Raw genomic sequence first — 22,606 nt, forward strand, 5'->3', positions numbered from 1 at the left:
TTCGCTCGCCTGCAGTTGATTCATGCGCCCACGCTAGGCGAGCGGAGGCACCCCGATCGGTCGAGCGCCAGCATCTGTGGAGAAGTCGGCGCTCACCCCGGATTCGCGCCGCCTGTGAGCGAGGTCACCCACAACCCAGCCCAGCCCCAACACCCGAAAACGCATCGCGCCTGGTGCACTATCCCAGGGATAGTGCACCAGGCGCGATAACAGTTCGAACCGAACCGCCAAGGCGGCGGCCCGAAACGCAGGGCTCGACGCGCACGGCCAGAACCAGACAGCCAAGCCGAGCAGCCGAACCCTACTTCGTGGCGATGCTCACGATCTTCGGCACGCGCACCACCACGTTCACGATCTCGCGGTCGCCGATGGCGCGCTGCACGGCGGCCGATGCACGCGCGGCGGCCTCGGCCTCGGCCTCGGTGACGGAGGCGGGCAGGGTGAGGCGATCCCGCACCTTGCCGTCGACCTGAACGACCATCGTGACCTCGGCCTCGACGAGCAGCGACGCCTCTGCTGCCGGCCACTCGACGAGTGCCACAGTGGGCTGGTGACCGAGCTTCGCCCACATGTCCTCGGCGGCGTAGGGTGCGAAGAGCGAGAGGATCACCGCGATTGCCTCGGCCGACTCGCGCACTGCGGGGTCCGCGACCCCGCAGCCGGAGTCGATGGCCTTGCGGGTGACGTTGACCTGCTCCATGAGCCTGGCGACGACCACGTTGAACTTGTATGCCTCGACGAGACCCGGGGCGTCGGCGAGCAGGTGGTGGGTGTGCTTGCGCAGCGCAGCGTCGCCGTCGGAGAAGGACGCACCGGCGGGCGCGCCGGACGTCTCGATGTCGTCGGCGATCCGCCAGGCACGGGCGAGGAACTTCGCCGAGCCCTGCACCGACACGTCGGCCCAGTCGATGTCGTCCTCGGGAGGGCCCGCGAAGGCGAGGGTGACACGCAGCGCGTCGGCGCCGTGCTCCTTCAGCTCCGAGGCGAACTCGACGAGGTTGCCCTTCGACTTCGACATCTTGGCGCCGTCGAGCAGCACCATGCCTTGGTTGAGCAGCGCGGTGAAGGGCTCCTCGAAGTCGAGGTAGCCGAGGTCGTGCAGCACCTTGGTGATGAAGCGCGAGTAAAGCAGGTGCAGGATGGCGTGCTCGACGCCGCCCGCGTACTGGTCGATCGGGCCCCAGCGCTTCGCCGCTGCCGGGTCGAACGCCTGGGTGTCGTCGTTCGCCGAGAGGAACCGCAGGTAGTACCAGGAGCTGTCGACAAAGGTGTCCATGGTGTCGGGGTCGCGCGTCCAGCTCTCACCGGTCTCGGGGTCCACGACGGTCGCCCACTCGGTCGCGGCGCCCAGCGGCGACGAGCCCTTCGGCTTGAGGTCGAGGCCCTCCGACGACGGCAGTTCGACGGGCAGCGCGGACTGCTCGACGGGCTTCATCTCGCCGTCGGCGCCGTGCAGGATCGGGATCGGCGTGCCCCAGTAGCGCTGGCGCGAGATCAGCCAGTCGCGCAGGCGGTAGGTGGTGGCGGCACGGCCGGTGCCGCGCCCCTCAAGCACCTCGATCGACTTCGCGATCGCCTCGGCCTTCCCGAGGCCGTCGAGCTCGGCGGAGTTGACGAGGGTGCCATCGCCGACGAGCGCGACACCGCTCTCAGCCGGGTCGGGCAGCTGCGCACCATCTGCGTCGCGCACGTCGAGCACGACCCGCACGGGCAGTTCGAACTTGCGGGCGAAGTCGAGGTCGCGCTGATCGTGCGCGGGCACGGCCATGATCGCACCGTGGCCGTAGTCGGCGAGCACGTAGTCGGAGGCCCAGACGGGGATCCGCTCGCCGTTCACCGGGTTGACGGCGAAGTGGTCGAGGAAGACGCCGGTCTTCTCACGATCCGTGCTCTGACGCTCGATCTCGGTCTGCTTCTGCGTCTGCTCGAGGTATGCCTGGAAGTGCATACGCGCCTCGGGCGAGGCGCCCGCGGCCAGTTCGGCGGCGAGGTCGGAATCTGGTGCCACGACCATGAAGGTCGCGCCGTGGAGGGTGTCGGGGCGGGTCGTGAAGACGGGCACCTTCTCAGCGCGGCCCTCGATCTCGAACTCGACCTCGGCGCCGCGCGAGCGGCCGATCCAGTTGCGCTGCATGTTGAGCACCTTGGCCGGCCACTGCCCCTCGAGCTGATCGAGGTCGTCGAGCAGGCGATCCGCGTAGTCCGTGATGCGGAAGTACCACTGGGTGAGCTTCTTCTTGACCACGATCGCGCCGGAGCGCTCGGAGGTGCCGTCTGCGAGCACCTGCTCGTTGGCGAGCACGGTCTGATCCACCGGATCCCAGTTGACCCAGCTCGCCTTGCGGTACGCGAGGCCCTTCTCGTACATCTTGAGGAACAGCCACTGGTTCCACTTGTAGTACTGGGGGTCGCTCGTGTGCAGCACCCGGCTCCAGTCGAACGACGGTGCGTAGGTGCGGAACGACGCCTTCTGCTGGTCGATGTTGGCGTAGGTCCACTCGCGCGGGTCGACGCCGCGCTTGATGGCGGCGTTCTCGGCGGGCAGGCCGAAGGAGTCCCAGCCGATGGGGTGCAGCACGTCGTAGCCGCGGCCGCGCCAGTAGCGGGCGAGCACGTCGCCGAAGCAGAACGCCTCGGCGTGCCCCATGTGCAGGTCGCCCGAGGGGTAGGGGAACATGTCGAGCACGTACTTGGCGGGGCGACCGCTGTCGCCGCTCACCTCGAAGGGCTTCAGCTGGTCCCAGACCGGCAGCCACCGGTCCTGGATCGCCTGGAAGTCGTAGCCCTCGGCCTCTCGCGCCTGCTGCTCGACTGCGCCCACCTGGCTGCTCGCTTGCCGCTCGCTCACACACACCTCGATCTCGTTCGGGATCGCCCGCTGCCGCGGGCTCGCACACATTCCTCAAGACTACCGCGGATGCGGCGCGCGATCCTGCGGGTGATCCTGCGGGCCGGGCTCCTGCGCGCCCGCTAGGCGGCGGCGCAGGAGGCGAGCGCGGCGAGGATCGGGGCCGCTTTGAGGTGCTTCTCGGCGGTCTCGCGCTGCGGATCGGAGTCGGCGGTGATCCCGCCGCCCGCGCCCACGAGCGCCACGCACGTGCCCGCGCCGCCGCGCAGCTCGACGCTGCGGATCGTCATGGCGAGCTCGGCGTCCCCGCCATCGTCGACCCACCCGAAGCAGCCCGAGTAGAGCCCGCGCGGCGCCCCTTCGAGCGCGCGCAGGATCTCGACCGCGCGCCGCTTCGGCGCACCCGTCATCGATCCGCCCGGGAAGCAGGCCTCGACCGCGTCGAAGATGTCGCGGTCGGCGCGCAGTCGGCCGCCGACCGTGCTCACGAGCTGGTGCACGTGCGGGTGGGTTTCGACCCGCAGGAAGCCCTCGACCCCCACCGATCCGAGCTCGCACACCCGGCTGAGGTCGTTGCGCATGAGGTCGACGATCATGAGGTTCTCGGCCCGCTCCTTCGGGTCGTTCGCGAGCTGCGCGGCGAGGGCGGTGTCGGCCTCGGGCGTCGCGCCGCGAGGCCGGGTGCCCTTGATCGGGTGGGTGACGATGCGTCGCGCCCGCGCGCTCAGGAAGCGTTCGGGGCTCGCGCTCACGAGTGCCCGCTCCCCCGCGACGATGACCCCGCCGCGCACTGCGCCGCCGCCCTGCCGCAGCCGCAGGTAGAGGTCGAACGGGTCGAATTCGCCGCGCGCCTGAGCGGTGTCGGTGAGGCACAGCACGTAGGCATCGCCGTCGCGGATGGCGGATCGGCACGCCTCGACCTCCGCGGCGTAGTCGGCGTCGGTGCGTCGCCACGCCGGCGCGCCGGCACCCGCAGGGGAAGGCCCGGCGCGCTCAGCCGAGCGCCTGCCAGCCAGCGCCGTCGCTGCATCGGGGTTCCCCGGTGTTGCGGAGAGATCGGGGGCTTCGGCTCCGAACGACTGGATGGATCCGAGATGCGGATCGAGCAGCGCGGCGAGCTCGGCCGCGTCGCCCCTCAGTCGCGAGGTGCCGCGATCATGGTCGATCTCCAGCACGCCGTCGAGACGCAGCGCGAAGGCGGGCGCCGTCGTCTCTGCGGACCTCGTCGATGTTTCGGAGCGATCAGCGCTTTCTGCTCCGAAACACCGGAGAGATCCGACGTCGGCGTCGAGCAGCGCCACACCGAACTCGTAGCTCAGCGCCACGGCCCAGCCGGATTGCAGGCCGGGCACCGCAGCGACCCCCGGTGCGGCTCGCAGCCCGGCCAGGAACTCGCGTTCCAGACCGGTCTCGGCGATCCGCATCTCGGACGCCACCCCGAGATAGCTCACCCGGGGTTCTCCCGGGGCCGCAGCCGCCCCGTCGAACCAGGCCCAGGGCCGGCCGCTCGCGGCGAGCACGCGCGCGATCTCCGCCGCGTCGCTCGGCCAGGCCTGTCTCCCCGTCACCCGACCACCCTACCGAGCAAGGACAGCGGATCAGGCTGCGACCGACGACGCGCCAACGGATCGGCGGTTGGCGGATCGGCGGTTGGCGGATCACCGGCGGGTAGGGTGGGCGCGTGAGCGCAGCATCGACCCGACGGCTCATCGTCGCCGACTCCTTCCGAGTGCGCGCGAACCCGCGCACGGCTGCCGCCGAGGTGCGCGGGCTGGCCGATCACCTCCGCCGGTTCCGATTCTCGGCGCTCGGGCAGCTGCCCGGTGCAGACACACGGGCGCGCATCGACGTCTTCCTCGATGAGGCGGTCGACCGCATCGCGGAGTACGGCGAGGGTTTCCCCCGCCTCGAACTCTGGGAGGCCGAGCACGCCGGCGGCGACGCGGAACTCTCGCTCTCGCTGCGGCCGCTGCCCGAGCTGCGCGACACGATCGAGCTGCGGTCGGCCCCGGGTGTGCTCCTCGATCACCCCGAGCGCAAAGGCCCGAACATCTCGCGCCTCGCCGAGCTGAACCGCCGGCTCGGCGCAGAGGCGCTGCTGCTCGACGGGGCGGGACGCGCGGTCGTCGAGGGCGCGACGACGAGCCTGATCTGGTGGGGCGACGCCGGCGACTCCTCCGGCCGCTTCGTCGCCGACGCGCGGGCGAAGGGGCGCGCGAACCGGGTGCCGTCCGTGACCGAGGGCCTGCTGCGGCGGGCCGCCGACGCGCGTCTCGTGAGGCGCAAGCCTGAGCGACAGAGCGGCTCCCTGTCGCCGGCCACGCCGACGGTGGCGGAACTCGCGGGCGCCGAGGTCTGGGCGGTGAACGCGCTGCACGGCATCCGCGTCGTCACGAGCATCGACGGTGTGCCGCAGGCCGCGCCCGAGGAGCGCCGCCTGCGCTGGTTCCGCGAGGCCCTCAACCGCTGCTGGCACCCGCTGGGTTGACCCCGGGGCCGGGTCGCCAGCTCAGAGGGCGAGTCGGCGTGCCGCGACACCCGCGGGCAGTTCGGTGTGGGTGATGAGGACCACGGCCCGGTCGGCGGGCACCGCGCCCAGCAGCTCGGTCAGGAGCCGATCCGCGAGCTCGCGGTCCACCCCGGCAGTGGGTTCGTCGAGCACCACCACGGGGAAGTCGGCCAGGATCGCTCGCGCGAGCGCGATCCGCTGCGCCTGCCCGCCCGACACGAGCGCACCGTGCTCGCCCACCGCGGCGTCGAGCCCGCCCCGCTCCCGCGCCCAGGCTCCGAGGCCCACCCGGTCGAGCGCGGTCATGATCTCGTCGTCGCTCGCGGTGTCGCGGGCGAACTTCAGGTTCTGCCGCAGATCGGCATCGAAGAGGTGCGGGGTCTGCTCGCAGAGGCCGACCGTGCGGCGCACCTCGGCGATCGGCAGCTCCCGCGCCTCGACGCCGCGCAGCCGGTAGCCGCCGCGGTACTCGAGGAAGCGCACGAGCGCGAGGGCGAGCGTGCTCTTGCCTGCGCCGCTCTCGCCGGTCACCACGAGCGTCTCGCCGGCGTGCAGTTCGAAGCCGACACCGGCGACCGCGTCGCGCGCGGCACCGGGATGCCGCACGGCGAGGTCGCGCACTGCGATGAGGGGGGCGGCCGGCACCGGCTCGGGCACACGAGCAGAAGCAGCATCGACGGGGATCTCCGCGGGCAGCGCCGTCTCGGTGAGCACGGCGACCCGGTCGGCGCTCGCCCGCACCGCCCGGCGGGCAGCGAGCGCGGCAGGCACCTGCGCGAAGACCTCGAAGACGGCCGCCGGCACCACGACCACGGCGGCGAAGAGCGGGGCCGTCAGCTCCGAACCGAGCGCGGGCAGCAGCGCGACGAGCAGCAGCAGCGACGCGAGGCCCGCCCCGAGCGACAGCAGCCCGCCGGTGAGGCCGGCGGCGCGCGCCCGGCGCAGCTGCACGCGCGACAGGCGCGCCTCCGCCGCGGCGATGCGCTCGCGCTGCATGCCGGTCGCGCTGAAGGCGGCGAGCACCTCGGCCGAGGCGAAGCGTTCGAGCAGCGCATCGACGAGGCCGGCGCGGGCGGCGCTGAGCTCGCGGTCGTCGGCCCCCGCGAACCGTTCCCCGAGGTACGCCGCGAGGGCGCCCGCGATGAGCAGCACCGCGCAGAGAATCAGCGCCGCGACAGGCGAGACGAAGGCGATGAACAGCAGGCTGAGCAGCACCACGACCCCGCTCACCATGAGCGGCTGGCGCACGCGCAGCGGCTCGTCCTGCAGCTGATCCACGTCGTCGACGAACGCGGCGAGCACCTCGCCGCGCCGATGCGACTCGATGGCGCCCGGCACGCGGGGCACGAGCGCGTCGAAGGTCTGCGCGCGCAGCGTCGCGAGCTGCGTCAACGCCGCGTCGTGGCTGAAGAGCCGCTCGGTGTACCGAAAGGCGGCGCGTCCGATCGCGAGCGCGCGCACGCCCACGATCGCGAAGGTGAGATGCAGGATGGGCGGTTGCTCGCCCGCCCGCACGATCAGCCACATGCTGAGGCCGAGCAGGCCGACGACGCAGGCGTCGGCGAGCACGCCCAGCAGGGTGCCGGGGGTTCGGCGGCGGGGCGCCGGCATCGCGCGCGCGAGCACGGCTCGGCGCGGCGTCTCGCTCGCGGCGGTGCGGCGGATCATGCGCCCTCCTCCTGCCCGGTCGCGGTGGTGCCGCCGACAGCGCCCGACGCGCCGAGCGCGGCGGCGGGTTCGACGCGCACCACCCGGTCGGCCGCCGCGAGCACGGCGGGCCGGTGGCTCACCACGAGCACGGCGCGGCCGGCCTGTGCTTCTTCGCGCAGCGCGCGGCAGACGAGTGCCTCGTTCTCGGCGTCGAGCGCCGATGTCGGCTCGTCGAGCAGCAGCAGCGCAGCGTCGCGGCTCCAGGCGCGGTAGAGGCAGCGGGCGATCGCGACGCGCTGCGCCTGCCCGCCGGAGAGCCCGGCACCGGTGGCCCCGAGCTGGGTTTCCGGGTCGAGGCCGGCGAGGCCGACCGCCGCGAGAGCGCGCTGCACGAGCGCCGCATCGGGGAGAGAGTCCCCCAGGGCCACATTCTCGGAGAGGCTGCCCTGCAGCAGGCCGGGCCGCTGCCCCGACCAGGCGACCTCGGCCGGCCGCGCGATCCGCCCCTCCTCGGGAGCGATGAAGCCGAGCAGGGCCGCGATCAGCGTCGATTTCCCGGCGCCCGAGGGCCCCGCGATCCCCACCACTTCGCCTGGGGCCGCGCTCAGGGTCACCGGCCCCGCAACGCGACGCCCGCCGCGGGAGAGCACCACGGCGTCGACGAGCACCCCCTCCCCCGCGTCGACGGCGGACACCCGGGCGTCTGCGCCGCGCTCGATGAGGTCGAACACCTGGGTCGAGGCGGCGAGCCCCTCGGTCGAAGCATGGAAGGCGGCGCCCACCTGTCGGATGGGGATGAACACCTCGGGCAGCAGCAGCAGCACGAACAGGCCGAGCGCGAGCGGGAAGGCGCCGTCGACGAGGCGGGTGCCCACCGTCACCGCGACGAGCGCGATGGAGAAGGTACCGGCAAGGTCGAGCACGAAGCCCGACAGGAACGTGACGCGCAGCACCTTCATGGTGCGCGAGCGGTACTCGTCGGTCTCGCGGGCGATGCGGGCCGACTGGCGCCCCTCGCGACCGAAGATCTTGAGCGTCGCAAGCCCCGACACCGCGTCGAGGAACGAGCTCGACAGCCGCTGCAGCTGCGCCCACTGACGATCCTGCACGGCCTGCGTGGCGAGCCCGATGAGGATCATGAAGACGGGGATCACCGGGAAGACGATGAGCACGACGACACCGCTCACCGGATCGGCGAGCAGCACCGCGAGCACCAGCAGCGGCGTCGCGACCGCGGTGAGGATGAGCTGGGGCACGTACGCCGAGAAGTAGCCGTCGAGTGCGTCGAGGCCGCGCCCCAGCACGGTCGCCTGCTCGGCGTCGGAGGGACCCTCGCGCAACGGCGACGACGCGTCGAGCGCGTCGAGGGCTGCCGCGCGCAGCTGCGACTTGACCTGCACGGCTCCGCGGGCCGCCACCGCATCCATGCCCCACGACGCGGCGGACCGGATGCAGAGCGCGGCCAGCGCGCCGAGCAGCAGCCGCGGCAGTTGCTCGGGCGGCAGCGCGCCCTCCGATACGCGGCCGGCTGCCCCGCCGAGACCGCCCAGCACCGGCAGCACCGCCACGGCGAGCGCCTGGGCCAGTAGCCAGCTCCAGGCGAGGATCGCGAGCGTGCGGAGAGCGCCCAGCCCCGCCCCGATCAGCAGCACGCCGCGGGCGGCGCGGGCGTGGCGGAGCAGCCTCGGATCGAGTGGTTTCACGGGGTTCCTGTGGGTTCGTTCGTGGGTTCGTTCGGGCGGGGCGGCGGCGAGCGGTCTCCGGGTCGCCAACGGCAGTCTAGGGCAGTTCGGCGCCTCACATCTGATGAGCGATTCAGACGCCGTGTGCGACGGCGGGCGCCGCATCGCCGAAGCGACACGACGCCCGCCGCTCTGCCGAACCGGTGCGGGTCAGTGCGCGCCCGCGGTGATCGTCTCCCGGGTGAGCCGCTTGCGGAACACCCAGTACGTCCACGCCTGGTAGGCGAGCACGAGCGGCAGGGTGAACACCGCCACCCAGGTCATCAGCTCGAGCGTCTTGTGCGAGCTCGCCGCCCCCTCGATCGACATCGAGAACGCGGGATCGATCGTCGAGTACATGAGGTACGGGTAGAGGGCGGAGAAGATGGTCAGCAGCGCGAACGCGATGCCGACCGCGTTGCCCGTGAACGCCCACCCCTCGCGACCGGCGAGGTTCGCTACGAAGCCGCCGATGAGGGCGAGTGCGGCGATCGCGGCGCAGGTGACGATGAGCCAGAGCAGCTCGTGGTCGAGGTGCATCACGATGGTCCACACGAGGAACACGGCGCCGGCGAGGATCGCGCCGATCCCCACCTTCGTTGCGAGCGCACGCGCCCGCTCGCGCATGTCGCCCGTGGTCTTCAACGAGATGAAGACGAGACCGTGCGTGAACGTGACGAGCACCATGACGACGCCGCCGAGCAGCCCGTAGGGGTTGAGCAGCGTGAGCAGCGTGCCCTCGTAGATCCAGCCGCCGTTGGGCAGCAGGCCGATCGGCAGGCCCTGCACGAGGTTCGCGAACGCGACGCCCCAGAGCAGCGGCGGCACGACGGAGCCCCAGACGATGAACTGGTCGAACCAGCGCGTCCACTGCTCGCCCTTGCCCTGATGCCGGTACTCGAAGGAGACGCCGCGCAGGATCAGGGCGACCAGGATCAGCAGCAGGGCCAGGTAGAAGCCCGAGAACATCGTCGCGTACCACTCCGGGAACGCGGCGAACAGCGAGGCGCCGGCCACGATGAGCCAGGTCTCGTTGAGGTCCCAGACCGGGCCGATCGTGTTGATGATGAGTCGGCGATCCGTGTTGTCCTTGCCGAGGAATGGCAGGGCCATGCCCACGCCGAAGTCGAAGCCGTCGAGCACGAAGTACCCGATGAGCATGACGCCGACGATGAGGAACCAGAGTGTGGTGAGTTCCATGTTTCCGTTCCTCCTAGTAGACCGTCGCCAGCTTCTGCTGGTCGGGTTCGCCTTCGCCGTCGGTGCCGCCGCTCATCTCAATCTCGGGCGGCCCGTCCTTCGCGGCCCGGGTGATGAGCTTGAACTCGAGCACCGCGAGACCGCCGTAGACGAGCGTGAACACGATGAGCGACACGAGCACGGCCCAGCCGGGCACGCCGGGCGAGACGCCCTGCTCGGTGGTCATCACGCCGAACACGATCCAGGGCTGACGGCCCATCTCGGTGAAGATCCAGCCCACGAGCGAGGCGAGCATCGGGATCGGGGCGGTCCAGATCGCGACCTTCCACACCCACTTGGGCAGATCGGCGTTCTTGCGCGTGATCCAGAGGCCGACGGCCGACACGAGCGCGGCGAAGGCGCCGAGACCGATCATCCAGCGGAACGCCCAGTAGGTGACCCACACGATGGGCACGAAGTTGCCGTCGCTCGGGCAGGTCAGCGCGCTGTCGGCGCCGCAGAAGGCGAGCTCGTACTCGGCCTGCAGGTCCCGGATGCCCTCGACGGTGCCGTCGAAGGTGCCGTTGGAGAGGAAGGAGAGCAGGTAGGGGATGCGGATCGAGAAGATCTCGTGCATCCCATCCGGCGTGCCCCAGCTGAAGATCGAGAACGAGGCGTCGGCGCCGCTCGCGGTGTTGTAGAGGGCCTCGGCCGCGGCCATCTTCATAGGCTGGGTCTGGGTCATCACCATGCCGAGCTCGTGGCCGGTCAGACCGACGCCGAGGAAGGCGATGATGTTCGTCCACGCGCCGAATCGCAGCGTCGTGCGCATCTCGTCGACGAACTGGCCGCGCTGCAGGTGCCACGCCGCCACGGCGACCATCACGACGCCTGCGAACATGATCGACGCGAAGATGGTGTGCGGGAACTGCGTGAGCGCGACGGGGTTCAGCAGCACGCTGCCGATGCTGTCGAGCTCAGCGCGGCCGCGCTCCTCGTTGATCTCGAAACCGACCGGGTTCTGCATGAACGCGTTGGCCGCGAGAATGAAGTAGGCCGAGAACACGGTGCCGATCCACACGAACCAGATGGTGAGCACGTGGATCTTCTTCGGCAGCTTGTCCCAGCCGAAGATCCAGAGACCGATGAAGGTCGCCTCGAAGAAGAAGGCGATGAGCCCCTCCATGGCGAGCGGCGCGCCGAAGATATCACCCACGAAGCGGGAGTAGTTCGACCAGTTCATGCCGAACTGGAACTCCTGCACGATGCCGGTGACGACGCCCATCGCGAAGTTGATGAGGAAGATCTTTCCGAAGAGGCGCGTGAGACGCAGGTACTTCACCTTGCCGGTGCGCACCCAGACGGTCTGCAGAATGGCGACCAGCAGGCTCATGCCGATCGTGAGGGGCACGAAGATGAAGTGGTAGAGCGTCGTGAGCCCGAACTGCCATCGGGCGAGCGTCAACGCGTCGAAGAATTCGTTCATGTATCGCTCCTGAACGAAGGAGGCCGCACCTCACCGAGGAGCGCACTCCCGTAGTGAGATCCGCCACGAGATGTCATTCTCGCCGGAGCTGCCGGTCGGCGACCGGCCACTCCCGATTCTACTCTTTCTGTGAGTTTGCTGCGAGTCAATTTTGACGTCGAGACAGTTTTCGCTCGACGTCGAAACGCTTTTCTTTCGACGTCGAGAGAGGCGCCCCGGCAGGGCTCCACCCGCACCACGCCCCCTAGACTGGTCGGGTGACCCTGAACGCTCCGCCAGACAGCCGACCTCGCTTCGCGGCGCGCCTCGAAGACTGGGTGCACGGCCGGCGGGCCCGCCGAGCGGTCGCGCGCGGCAAGGTGCCGTCGGTGATCCCCTACATCGGGTACGGCGGCGACGGCTGGGTGCGCGTGCTGGGCCGGGTGCTGTTCCTCAAACCCGAGAGCCGCGAGCACACGCGCCTGCGCCCCGACGTGGCCGCCGTGTCGCGCGTGCGCGGCTGGCGCACCTTCACCAGCCTCAACGTGCCCTACCAGCAGGTGCGGGTCTCCATCGACGGCGAGTTCGTCACCGAGATCACGGCGGATCGCGGCGGCGTGATCGACGCGATGGTGCCCGTCGCGCTCACCCCCGGCTGGCACACCATCACCCTGCAGGCCGGCGCCAGCGAGCCCGCCGACGCGCCCGTGGTCGTGGTCGATCCCGACGCGAAGACGGGCGTCATCTCCGACGTCGACGACACGATCCTCATCACCGCGCTGCCCCGCCCTTTCGTAGCCGCGTGGAACAGTTTCGTGCTCGACGAGCACGCGCGATCCGCCACCCCCGGCATGAACGTGATGCTCGACCACCTCGTCGCATCGAACCCCGGCGCGCCCGTCATCTACCTCTCCACCGGCGCTTGGAACGCCGCGCCGGCGCTCAGCCGTTTCCTGGCCCGCAATCTCTATCCGATGGGGCCGCTGCTGCTCACCGACTGGGGTCCCACGCACGACCGCTGGTTCCGCAGCGGCAAGGAGCACAAGCGCCGCGAGCTGCAGCGCATCGCCCAGGAGTTCCCCGACACTCGCTGGGTGCTCTTCGGCGACGACGGCCAGCACGACGAAGAGCTCTACCACGAGTTCGCGACCGAGCATCCGAACAACGTCGCCGCGGTCGCGATCCGGCAGCTCTCCGTCGGCGAAGCCGTGCTCGCGGGCGGCCGCTCGAAGGCCCGCCTGCACCGCAGCACGAGCGGCGTGCCCTGGGTGTACGGACCGGATGGAGCGACCCTGCGCGACGAACTGCGCAAGCTGGAGCTGCTGCGATGAATGCGGGCTGCGGCGCAGGCCGGCCCCGGGAGCGGGGGCGGCTGTGACCGGCCTCTCCCCTGCGGGCTGGCGGCGTGCACCGCAGCAGTTGACCGGGCGGTTCATCGCGGAGCGCCGCACACCGCTGATCCAGGTGGTGAAGACGCTGGTGGCGATGGTGCTCGCCTGGTTCACCTGTCTGCTCATCTTCCCCGAGCAGTTGCCCATCTTCGGGGCGATCGCCGCGCTGCTGGTGGTGCAGGACAACGTCGACCAGTCGCTGAGCAAGGGCGTGGAGCGCGTGGTGGGCGTGCTGCTCGGCGTGACCGTGGCGCTGCTCACGGGCGAGGTGCTGGGCCAGCACTCGTGGCTGTTCATCGCGGCCCTCGTGGCGGGCCTCGCGCTCGGCTGGGTGCTGCGCATGACGCCGAGCGCCGCGAATCAGATCGTGGTGAGCGCGCTGCTGATGATCGCGCTCGGCGGGCTCGACCTGCACTACGGCGTGGAGCGGCTGGTGGAGACGCTGATCGGCGCGCTCATCGGCGTCGCGATCAACGCGCTCGTCGCGGCCCCGGTGCGCACGCTGCCGGTGCACGAGGCGATCGTGTCGCTCACGGCCGATGCCGCGGCGTCCCTGCGGCGGATCGCCGACGCCCTCGACGCCCCGCGAGATGACGCCTGGCTCGAGCAGATGCACGTCGAAGCGCGTGCGCTGCAGAGCGAGCGCACGCGCGTGCACGGGCTGCTGCGGCAGGCGCGGGAGAGTCTGCGGCTGAACCCGCGCAGTCGGCGGTACCGGCGGGGTCTCGCCGAGGATGACGCGCTGTTCCAGCGGTTGCAACCGATCGTCACGCAGATCGGCGGCATGTCGCGCGCCGTGTACGACCTCTACGAGCCGGACCTCGTCACCGACCCGTCAGTGGTGGGCCTGGTCGAGGAGATGCGCCGTGCCGCGCACGATCTTGAGCGCCTGGTGTCGCTCTCCGGCGACGAGGGGAACGCGGTCGAACCGCCGGCGCTGACGCAGCCGTACACGATTCCGCAGCCCCACCCCGATCACTGGGTGCTCATCGGCTCCCTGATGGAGGATCTGCGACGGGTGCGGGGGCGGATCGTGGGCGAACTCGACTGAGGCGCCACCACCCCGAGCCGCAGTTTCGCGGCACTCGCACAGCTGCCCGGTGCCAGCGCCCCCGTCAACGACGGCGCCCCCTCCGGAGGCCGGAGGGCGCCGTCAGCGGGGCACGGTTGAGCGCTGGATGCGCCGCGCGCGGGCTTACTCGCCGGCGAGCGCCGCCTGGATGTCGAGGGTGATGGTGACGTCGGAGCCGAGCAGCAGGCCGCCCTTCTCGAGCGGGGCGTTCCAGGTGAGGCCGAAGTCTTCGCGCTTGACGACCGTGGTGGCGGTGAAGCCGGCCTTGTAGTTGCCGTAGGCGTCCTCGCCGAAGCCGCCGAACTCGAAGTCGAAGGTGACGGGCTTCGTCACGCCGCGCATGGTGAGGTCGCCGTCGACCTTGAACTCGCCGTTCTCCTCGCGCACACCGGTCGAGACGAAGGTGAGCTGGGGGAACTCGTCGGCTGCGAAGAAGTCGCCGGTGCGCAGGTGGCCGTCGCGATTCTTCTCGTTGGTGTTGATAGACGCGACCTCGGCGCTGGCGGTCACGGTGGTGTCGAGGGGGTTCTCGGCGGTGACGAAGGTCGCCTCGAACTGCTCGAACTTGCCCTTCACCTTGCTGATCGCGAGGTGGCGCACGGAGAAGCCGACCTCGGAGTGGGTGGGGTCGACCTGCCAGGTGCCGACGCGGTAACCGGGGATCTGATCAGCGGTGATGGTCATGGTGTGCCTTTCTGTCGTGGGGCCGCTCGCGGCGGCTTCACGAGGGAACAACGGCCCCATCCAGAACTATATTCCCGTGCATATAAATTTTCTTGCGAGAGTTCCGGATCGCGGGGTGCCGCCCTTCACAGCGCCTGGCGCATGCCCGCGGGTTGCAGGCCTACTGACCTTCCCCGCCTGCTTCCCGCCCGTCTTCCGCTTCGCACCGCCGGGCTTCCTCACCACACCGGCCCCCCACGAAATCGAGGCCACTTTTTGCCGCGTGTCGCGCGATGACACGGCAAAAAGTGACCCCGATTTACGGCTGCAGGTCCCAAAGGACGGCTGGGACGTCAAATGACGGCCGCCACAGGCCCGGACGCACGCCGTCACGGCCGCAGGCCGCCAGCGGCAGCTGCTGGCCGTCAGCCGCAGGCCGTCGGCCGCAGCCCTACCGCGGGCGGCGCTTCGCGCTCTCGCGCGCCCGCTGCACGGTCTCGTCGACGCCCGCCGCGGGTTCGAATGCGCCATAGCGGCGCCGAGCCGCCTCGCCGATCAGGAAGTCGCTGAGCGCCGGGTTCTTCGGCAGCAGCGAGCCGTGCAGGTAGCTGCCGATCACATTGCCGGTACGGGCGCCCTCGAAACCGTCATCGGGGTTGTTGCCGGCGCCCTGCGTCACGCGCCCCAGCGGCCGCGAACCGGGCCCCAGTCGTGTGTCGCCGCTGTGGTTCTCGTAGCCGATGATCTCGCCGAACTCGTCGGAGTCGAGCACGATGTTGCCGATCATGCGCACCTCGCCGCCGCGCGTCTCGACATCGAGCACGCCGATGCCCACCAACTCGTCGCCCGTGTGCGTGACGAAGCGGTGCCCGAAGAGCTGGTACAGCCCGCACACCATGAGCATGGGAACGCCGTCGCCTGCGAGGGCGCGGATCTCGTCGGCCCGTGCGGCGAGATCCTGCGCGACGCGCCCCTGTCCCGAGTCCTGCCCGCCGCCGCCCACGACGATGTCGACGTGCTCGGGCAGCGGATCGCCGGGGTTGACCTCGACGATGCGCGGCGCGAAGCCGTGGGCTTTCGCGCGACGCGCGAGCGACAGCACGTTGCCGCGATCGCCGTAGATGTTCATATCGCGCGGATACAGCGACACGATGACGAGCTCGCGCTCGGCAGCGCTCATTCCGGACCGCTCGCCGGCGCTCTCGCCGGCGCCTGCATCCGTGCTCTCGAACGTGCTCACCAGATGTCCTCCACGTCGGTCAGCTCGGCCAGTGCCCGTCGCAGTTCGAGCATGGCGGTGTAGGTGCAGTAGATGCGCCGCGGGCGGGCGCCCGCACCGCCGCGCAGTGTGCGCTCGCGGAACGACGCGAGGGCGCGGCCCAGATCCTCCTCGACCTGCCCCACCGGCACATCGTCGTGCTCGAGTCGCAGCGCCATGTCCCACGCCCGCGTACCCGAGACCGTGTCGACGCCCTCATCGGCGAGCGAGCCGAAGTCGACATCCCACAACCACGACATGTCGCGGCCATCGGCGTACTGGTCGTTGATCGCGATCATCACGTCGACGCCGCGGGCATCGAACGAGGCGAGCCCGAGCCGGAAGCCCGCGGGGTTCTTCACGAGCACGAGTTCGAGCGGCTGCCCGTCGAGCAGCAGCTGCTCGCCGCGCCCGAACGCGGGCCGCACCTGGGCGAGCGCGGCGACGAGCGCCGCGTCGGTGTCGGCTGTGCGGTCCGGGGCCGGGTGCCCGGGCAGCGGGCCGGCGTCGAGCACCATGCGCACGGTCGCGAGCGCCGCGGCCGCATTGAAGGTGTTGTACAGGCCCTCGAGCTTGAGCGCGGTGCGGTGATCGTCGCCCGCGATGCGGAAGACGGCTTCGTGGTCGCCGAGTTCGACGAGGGTGACGTCGGCGTCGGGGCGCTCCGGCGCGTCATCGGCCGCGGCGCCGGCGAGGGGCGTCGCGTGGAAGTCGTCGTCGCTCGGGAAGGTGGAGAGCAGCGCCGAGGAGAGGCCGAACTCGCGCACGGCGGGCTTGCCGGCAGCATGGCCGGATCCGCCGCGCTCGCGCGTGCGCTCGCCGATCGCGGCCACCAGCCGATCCTCACGGTTGACCACCACACCCTCGGTGGTGGCGTCGGCGATGCGCTGCAGCAGCTTCGCCGTGGTGTCGATCTCGCCGAAGCGGTCGAGCTGATCGCGCAGCACGTTGAGCAGCAGCGTGAAGCGGGGCTGCACCCGGTCGATGAAGTACATCGCGTGCGCCTCATCGAGCTCGAGCACCGCGACATCGGCGTCGAGCCTGCCGCCGAGCGAGCACTCCTGGATCGCGGCCGCGACGACGCCGCGCGAGAAGTTCGACCCCGTCTTGTTCGTGAAGACGCGCAGCCCGCGGGCCTGCAGCATCTCGACGATCATCTTCGTGGTGGTGGTCTTGCCGTTGGTGCCGCTGACCGCGATCACCCCGTAGGGCAGTCGCCCGAGCACCCGAGCCATGAACCCCGGGTCGAACTTTTCGACGACGAGGCCGGGCAGGGCGGATCCGCCGCCACGCAGCCGCGCCGCCTGCCGCACCGTCTTGCCGATGACGGCGGAGAGAACATCACGCATGGATCAAGCCTAGAGGTTCTGCGACACCGACGTCATTCGGCGGCGTGACGGCCGCGCGACTCGCCGCGCAGTTCGCGCGGCAGCAGCTCGGGTCGCACCCGCCGCGTGCGCTCGATGCGCTGCTCCCGCCGCCAGGCCTCGATGGCGGCGTGGTTGCCGCTCAGCAGCACCGGCGGCACCGCACGGTCGCGCCACTCGGCGGGCTTGGTGTAGCTGGGGTACTCCAGCAGGCCGTCGTCCTCGTGCGACTCCTCGACGAGGCTCTCGGGGTTGCCCACCACACCCGGCAGCAACCGCCCGATCGCCTCGATCATCGCGATCGTGGCGACCTCCCCGCCATTGAGCACGTAGTCGCCGATGCTCACGAGGCGCACCCGGCCGCGTGCGGCGTACTCGTCGAACACGCGCTGGTCGATGCCCTCGTAGCGACCGCACCCGAAGACGAGGTGCTGCTCGTGGGCGAGCTCGCGGGCCATGCGCTGCGTGAAGACCTCACCGGCGGGCGAGGGGAAGATGATGAGCGGATCGCCGGCCGTGCCGGGCTCGGCGTCAACCGCAGGGGACGCCTCGGACGCGGTGCCTGATCCCGCAGCAGCTCCAGCCTCGGCCAGGATGCCGTCGAGCACCTCGCCCCAGGGCTCGGGCTTCATCACCATGCCGGCTCCGCCGCCCGTGGGCGTGTCGTCGACGGTGCGGTGCTTGTCGTGCGCGGCGTCTCGCAGATCGTGCACGCGCACGTCGATGAGGCCCCGCTGCTTCGCCTTGCCGAGCAGCGACAGCTCCAGCGCGTCGAAATAGCCGGGGAAGATCGAGACGACGTCGATCCTCATGCGGCGGGGCCGTTCCGGTCGGCGTCGCCGATCTCGGCACCGTCGATCTCGGTGTCGGCGTCAGTCTCGCCGGCGGTGATCGCGGGATCCTCGGCGGCGTCGTCGGCGAGCTCCTCGAAGAGGCCCGCGGGCGGGGTCACGCGCACGATGCCCGCTTCGATGTCGACGCTCGGCACGATGGCCTCGACGAAGGGCACCAGCACGGTGCCGCCGTCGGTGGTCACGACGAGCAGATCCTGCGCCGGGAAGTGCTGCACCTCTGCGACGGTGCCGAGCTTCACGTGGCTCGCCCCATCCTCGGCTCCACGCACGACGTCGAGCCCTACGAGCTGGTGGTCGTACCAGGCGTTGTCTTCCTCGCCTTCGGCCACGGCCTGCTCGTCGATCCACAGGATCGCGCGCACGATCCCCTCGACCGCGGTGCGGTCGGGCAGCTCCTGGAAGAAGCCGACCGGCGACTCGTTGAACCAGCGCAGTTCGCGCATGGTGATGGTGCGGCCGAACCACGGCGATTCCTCCGGCACCTGCAGGTGGAACACCGCGCCGGGCGTGAAGCGCAGCTCGGGATTGTCGGTGAAGAGCTCGAGCTTGACGCCGCCCTTCAGCCCGTGAGGTTTGGTGAGGCGCCCGACGCGCAAACTCCCCGCCCCGCTTGCGGGACGGGGAGCTCGCACACGCCCGTGAGCGTCGGCCATCAGACGGCGCCCTCCGCGTCGGCCGAGCCGACCTCGTCGCCGAGGTCGTGCTGGTCGGTGTCGATCACGTCGACGCGCACGCGCCCGCCGTCGGCCAGCGCCGACACGACGGTGCGCAGCGACGACGCCGTGCGACCGCCGCGGCCGATCACCCGGCCGAGGTCGCTCGGGTGCACCCGCACCTCGAGCACCTCGCCGCGCGGGGTCTCGCGAGCATCGACGCGCACCCGTTCGGGGTGGTCGACGATCCCGCGCACCAGGTGGTCGAGCGCTTCGGCCAGCGCCTGCTCAACCAAGAGGATTAGGCCTCGGTGGTCTCGGCAGCGGCCTCCTCGGCCGGAGCCTCGGCAGCCTCGTCCTTCGCCGCCGGCTTCTCAGCCTTGGGGCGCAGCACGGGCTTCTTGGCCGCGTCGACCTCGAAGACGGGCTTGGGCTCGACAGGCTTGACCTGCGACTCGGTGCTGCCCTCGCCGGTGAACTTGCCCCAGTCGCCGGTGAGCTTGAGGATCGCCGCGACCTGCTCGGTGGGCTGGGCGCCCACGCTCAGCCAGTACTGCGCGCGCTCCGAGTCGACCTCGATGAACGAGGGCTGCTCGGTCGGGTGGTACTTGCCGATCTCCTCGATCACGCGACCGTCGCGCTTGGTGCGCGAGTCGGCGACGACGATGCGGTAGTAGGGGGCGCGGATCTTGCCGAGGCGCTTGAGACGGATCTTGACAGCCATGATGACTCCTTGAATCGAGTGGAACGACGCCGCGCCTCGCGATTCGAACGGGAGCGGAAGCCTGGGCGCGCAGGATTGCGCGAACCCATCAATCCTCACACATTTCAGCCTCAGATGCAATTTTTGTCACGATCAGGGGTTTTGCACCTCTTTCAGGCGCTAGGCCATGAACGTCGCCCGTCACGGGACGATCGATCTCATCGCCGGCTGCGCAATCGCAGCCCGGCGCTCCGCCCAGTCGCGCAGCGCACCAGGGCACCGCAGCTGAGTCAGCGCGACGATCGGGTGCCGCCCAGGCGGCGCTCGAGCGCCGAGAACAGCCGCTCGGCCACCCCGTCGTGGTGCACGCCGTCATGCTCGTACTCGTTCGTCACCCACGCATTGACCGACCCCACCCGTGCGGCGGTGTCGAGCGAGAGCTGCGCATCGACGTACATGTCATCGAAGTAGACGGCGGCCTCGACCGGCGTCTCGTTCGCGGCGAGCCGCTCGGCGTCGTAGAGCGCGATCGGCCACTCCCCCTCGGCAAGCCGCTCCACGCCGGCACGGAAGCCGTGCAGCGAACGGATCTCCTCGAACATCCACGGGAACACCATCTCACCAGTGAAGAGTAGCGGCCGCGACGACTCCGCGAACTCCGGCCGCCGATCCCGCTCGCGCTGCGCTGCCCACGCCGACGGGCCCGGCCCGTAGATCGCCTCCTGCAGCGCCGCGTACAGCGGCTGCCCTGCGAACCCCGTGGCAGCCCCGACCGCTTCCACGAAGGTGTCGCTCAGGCGCGTCTCCGCGGCATCGGCGAACGCCTCGTCGAACAGCCAGTGCACCCGATCGAAGCCGGGCGCCACCCCGAAGCCGAAGCCGAGGGTCTGCAACCGCCGCACGGTGAGACGATCGCCGTCCGCCATGCGCACATCCTCCGAAGCGAGCACCTCGGCCACCCGCGAGATCCGCTCCGCCAGATGCGGCACGCGCTCGCGAAACGTTCGATTCTTCTCGACGACGCGAGGGAAGGTGCGGCGGTAGACCTCCGCAGGATCCGCTTCGAGACCCGCAAGACCGCCCGTCACCGCCGAGCCGACGATCGCCTCCGGCGCCGCCGAGAGATAGTGCAGCGTGAGGAAGCCGCCATAGCTCTGCCCGATGGTCCACCACTGGCGCCCCTCGTAGTGCGTCTTCCGTACCGCCTCGAAATCGCGCACGATCGAGTCGGCGCGGTGCAGCGACAGACGACGGGCCGCCTCGTCGGCGGGCATCGCTCCGAACTCGCCACCGCTCACCGGCGTCGAACGGCCGGTGCCCCGCTGATCCGGAATCACCAGACGGAAGCGATCGAGCGCGGCCCCCACCCAGCCCGAACGGCCCAGCGGACGCGTGCCCTTGCCGCCCGGCCCGCCCTGCAGATGCACGAGCAGCGGAAGATCCTCGTTCCGCTTCTCGGCGGCCACCAGCTCACGGGCGAAGACCCGAATCGTCTCACCGTCAGGATCCGACCAGTCGAGCGGCACCGTCGTCCACACGTCCCGGGCCACGATGTCCGTACCGATCCAATACTCGGGGCTGCTGCTCATGCGATCCACCCTATTGCCAGCCGCAGCCGCACGGCACCCGCCGACGCAGCCGGCATCCGGGCCACCGGATTCACGGACGAGGACGCGGCCGCCTCGGCCCCGCGACCATCAACCGGAAGTAGTCGACACCCACCACGACGTGCATCACCACACCGACGGCCGTGATCCACCGCCCGATGTCGCCGAGCCACCCGAGCCCCGGCAGGATCCCGAACACCACCGCCGCGATCCCCGTCATCATGACCGCGGTGCGCGCCTTGCCCAGCAGACTGGCCTCGGGAATGCGCGCCGGGCGCGCCACGGCGTAGACCACCAGCAGCACCAGCTCGACCCCGGGGATCGCGATCGCCGTCCACGTCGGCAGCAGGCCCGCCACGATCATCGCGAGCACGATCGCCACCACCCCGACCCGGTCCGCGAGCGGATCGAACAGCTTGCCGAAGCTCGACACCTGGCCCAGCAGCCGCGCGAGCGTGCCGTCGATCCAGTCGCTCGCGCCGAAGATCACGAGCAGCACCACGGTGAGCACCGGCTGCTCCCCTTCGACTAGCAGCACCACGATCGGCACCACCAGCAGCAGCCGCAGCAGCGTGATCGCGTTGGGCAGTGTCGCCCAGGATCTCTCGCCCGTCATGCGCCCCTCCCCTTGCGTCTCGGAAGCAGTCTACGCGGGCGAGTATGGCACCGGCGGCCCGCGCGAACTGCGGGCGCCGCGCCGCCCGTCAGCTGCGGTCGAGCCACCAGCCGAGCAGATGCGGGAAGCCGAGCATCACCGCGACCGCCAGCGCGAGCGCCGCCGTCGACCAGGCCGCCGAACGCCGCCGCAGCCGCCGTCCCGCCGCCGCGACCTGCGTGCGCGGCCGATCCGCCCGCGGATCCGTGTAGTGACCGGCCTGATGGCCGAGCTCCCGCGCGACCAGTTCCGAGAAGAGCAGCATCGCCGTGACCTCCGCACGGTCGGAGGCGGCGCGGAATCGGTGGGAGGCGACCACGAGCCGGTCCTCGACCACCTCGATGTCCCAGCGACGACCGTGATCGAGGAGGCAGACCATGACGTCGGGGGTGAGCAGCTCCAGCGCGTCGCGCGCGTACCCCTCCGGCGCGTACACCGCGAAGTAACGGTCGAAGTCGCCTTCGAGCGAGAGGCGCTGCACACCCGGCAGGAACGACCGCAGACGGTCGTTGCGGCGCGAGTCGATCATGAGGTGCGGCAGCACGCGCGGCAGCGGCATCTCCAGCACGCGGAACGCGGAACGCGGCCCCTTCGGGTCGCTCTTGCCGCCCGTGTAGCGCGCCACCGCGATCTGGAAAGCGGGACGCCTCGCCACGGGCCGCCCCCGGCCCGCTTCGCTGCGCCAGATCGCGAAGTCCGCGCTGAAGAGCGAAGCGGCCGCAGGATCGGCGGCGGCCGCGTCTCGCAGGCGTATCAGCCGGCAGCGACAGCAGCACGAGGCCCCAGATCCAGAACCCGATCGAGGCCCAGATCAGCACCATCATCAGCAGCCCGCGCGACCAGTCCAGCCAGTCCGGCAACGGGATCGCCACCGGCACTTCGAGCGTGAGGCACGAGGCGAGCAGTGTGAGAGGCACCGCCGTCATCACCACGACGGCGCCCCGAGCGGCTGAGCGGAACACTGTCGGATCCGCCGCCCGCACCTCGCGCCAGCTCACCCGACGCGGCCAC

The 22,606-nt window shown here is 70.7% G+C and carries 19 protein-coding genes; 3 read left to right on the forward strand and 16 right to left on the reverse strand.

Features of this window, described 5'->3' with window-relative positions; translation table 11 throughout:
* Nucleotides 1-301 precede the first annotated feature (301 nt).
* A complete protein-coding gene (gene leuS, locus H629_RS0110150; protein ID WP_024357155.1) occupies nt 302-2,899 on the reverse strand; it encodes a leucine--tRNA ligase in 2,598 nt (865 codons plus the stop codon).
* 71 nt (nt 2,900-2,970) lie between these two features.
* Complete coding sequence (locus H629_RS0110155; RefSeq protein ID WP_024357156.1) at nt 2,971-4,416, reverse strand: anthranilate synthase component I family protein; 1,446 nt, start codon at nt 4,414-4,416, stop codon at nt 2,971-2,973.
* 113 nt (nt 4,417-4,529) lie between these two features.
* On the opposite strand from H629_RS0110155, the gene H629_RS0110160 reads away from it, so the two are divergent.
* Nucleotides 4,530-5,336, forward strand: coding sequence for an aminotransferase class IV (locus H629_RS0110160; RefSeq protein ID WP_024357157.1), 807 nt, complete (start codon nt 4,530-4,532; stop codon nt 5,334-5,336).
* A gap of 21 nt (nt 5,337-5,357) precedes the next feature.
* Here the strand turns inward: H629_RS0110160 and cydC are convergent, their stop codons facing one another.
* The 4 genes from cydC to H629_RS0110180 all read right to left on the reverse strand — a co-directional run bounded on the left by cydC (nt 5,358) and on the right by H629_RS0110180 (nt 11,393).
* Nucleotides 5,358-7,025, reverse strand: coding sequence for a thiol reductant ABC exporter subunit CydC (cydC, locus tag H629_RS0110165; protein ID WP_024357158.1), 1,668 nt, complete (start codon nt 7,023-7,025; stop codon nt 5,358-5,360).
* Complete coding sequence (cydD, locus tag H629_RS0110170) at nt 7,022-8,710, reverse strand: thiol reductant ABC exporter subunit CydD (protein ID WP_024357159.1); 1,689 nt, start codon at nt 8,708-8,710, stop codon at nt 7,022-7,024. Before cydD ends, cydC begins: the two co-directional genes overlap by 4 nt.
* A gap of 189 nt (nt 8,711-8,899) precedes the next feature.
* Entirely contained in the window at nt 8,900-9,928 is a 1,029-nt protein-coding gene (gene cydB, locus H629_RS0110175) for a cytochrome d ubiquinol oxidase subunit II (RefSeq protein ID WP_024357160.1), read from the reverse strand.
* Nucleotides 9,929-9,941: 13 nt separating this feature from the next.
* Nucleotides 9,942-11,393 (reverse strand): cytochrome ubiquinol oxidase subunit I, encoded by a 1,452-nt coding sequence (locus H629_RS0110180; RefSeq protein ID WP_017885039.1) that lies wholly within the window; start codon nt 11,391-11,393, stop codon nt 9,942-9,944.
* A 257-nt stretch (nt 11,394-11,650) separates the two neighbouring features.
* Between H629_RS0110180 and H629_RS0110185 the strand changes: the two genes are divergently transcribed.
* Together H629_RS0110185 and H629_RS0110190 are read left to right on the forward strand one after the other, a co-directional pair.
* A complete protein-coding gene (locus tag H629_RS0110185; RefSeq protein WP_152424316.1) occupies nt 11,651-12,703 on the forward strand; it encodes an App1 family protein in 1,053 nt (350 codons plus the stop codon).
* 43 nt (nt 12,704-12,746) lie between these two features.
* Nucleotides 12,747-13,814, forward strand: coding sequence for an FUSC family protein (locus H629_RS0110190; RefSeq protein WP_024357161.1), 1,068 nt, complete (start codon nt 12,747-12,749; stop codon nt 13,812-13,814).
* 144 nt (nt 13,815-13,958) lie between these two features.
* Here H629_RS0110190 and H629_RS0110195 read toward each other — a convergent pair whose 3' ends face one another.
* The 10 genes from H629_RS0110195 to H629_RS0110240 all read right to left on the reverse strand — a co-directional run bounded on the left by H629_RS0110195 (nt 13,959) and on the right by H629_RS0110240 (nt 22,250).
* Complete coding sequence (locus H629_RS0110195; RefSeq protein ID WP_017885036.1) at nt 13,959-14,519, reverse strand: YceI family protein; 561 nt, start codon at nt 14,517-14,519, stop codon at nt 13,959-13,961.
* Nucleotides 14,520-14,949: 430 nt separating this feature from the next.
* Nucleotides 14,950-15,678, reverse strand: a complete 729-nt coding sequence (locus H629_RS0110200; RefSeq protein WP_024357162.1) for a type 1 glutamine amidotransferase — start codon at nt 15,676-15,678, stop codon at nt 14,950-14,952.
* 56 nt (nt 15,679-15,734) lie between these two features.
* Nucleotides 15,735-17,105, reverse strand: a complete 1,371-nt coding sequence (locus H629_RS0110205; protein ID WP_024357163.1) for a Mur ligase family protein — start codon at nt 17,103-17,105, stop codon at nt 15,735-15,737.
* 32 nt (nt 17,106-17,137) lie between these two features.
* Nucleotides 17,138-17,935: a tRNA (guanosine(37)-N1)-methyltransferase TrmD gene (trmD, locus tag H629_RS0110210; RefSeq protein WP_024357164.1), complete on the reverse strand. Its 798-nt coding sequence runs from the start codon at nt 17,933-17,935 to the stop codon at nt 17,138-17,140.
* The gene (rimM, locus tag H629_RS0110215) at nt 17,932-18,630 is read right to left on the reverse strand and encodes a ribosome maturation factor RimM (protein ID WP_051137877.1); all 699 of its coding nucleotides are present in this window, start codon (nt 18,628-18,630) and stop codon (nt 17,932-17,934) included. The genes trmD and rimM overlap by 4 nt, the downstream gene beginning before the upstream one ends.
* The gene (locus H629_RS0110220) at nt 18,630-18,926 is read right to left on the reverse strand and encodes an RNA-binding protein (RefSeq protein ID WP_029746857.1); all 297 of its coding nucleotides are present in this window, start codon (nt 18,924-18,926) and stop codon (nt 18,630-18,632) included. The genes rimM and H629_RS0110220 overlap by 1 nt, the downstream gene beginning before the upstream one ends.
* A 5-nt stretch (nt 18,927-18,931) precedes the next feature.
* On the reverse strand, nt 18,932-19,354 hold the full coding sequence (gene rpsP / locus H629_RS0110225; protein WP_017885030.1) for a 30S ribosomal protein S16: 423 nt from the start codon (nt 19,352-19,354) through the stop codon (nt 18,932-18,934).
* Nucleotides 19,355-19,623: 269 nt separating this feature from the next.
* Nucleotides 19,624-20,922, reverse strand: a complete 1,299-nt coding sequence (locus H629_RS0110230) for an alpha/beta fold hydrolase (RefSeq protein ID WP_024357167.1) — start codon at nt 20,920-20,922, stop codon at nt 19,624-19,626.
* 70 nt (nt 20,923-20,992) lie between these two features.
* Nucleotides 20,993-21,556 (reverse strand): CDP-alcohol phosphatidyltransferase family protein, encoded by a 564-nt coding sequence (locus tag H629_RS0110235; RefSeq protein ID WP_024357168.1) that lies wholly within the window; start codon nt 21,554-21,556, stop codon nt 20,993-20,995.
* A gap of 88 nt (nt 21,557-21,644) precedes the next feature.
* Entirely contained in the window at nt 21,645-22,250 is a 606-nt protein-coding gene (locus H629_RS0110240; protein ID WP_024357169.1) for a hypothetical protein, read from the reverse strand.
* Between the last annotated feature and the right edge of the window lie 356 nt (nt 22,251-22,606).

This window comes from Leucobacter chironomi DSM 19883 (assembly GCF_000421845.1).
GTDB lineage: Bacteria > Actinomycetota > Actinomycetes > Actinomycetales > Microbacteriaceae > Leucobacter > Leucobacter chironomi.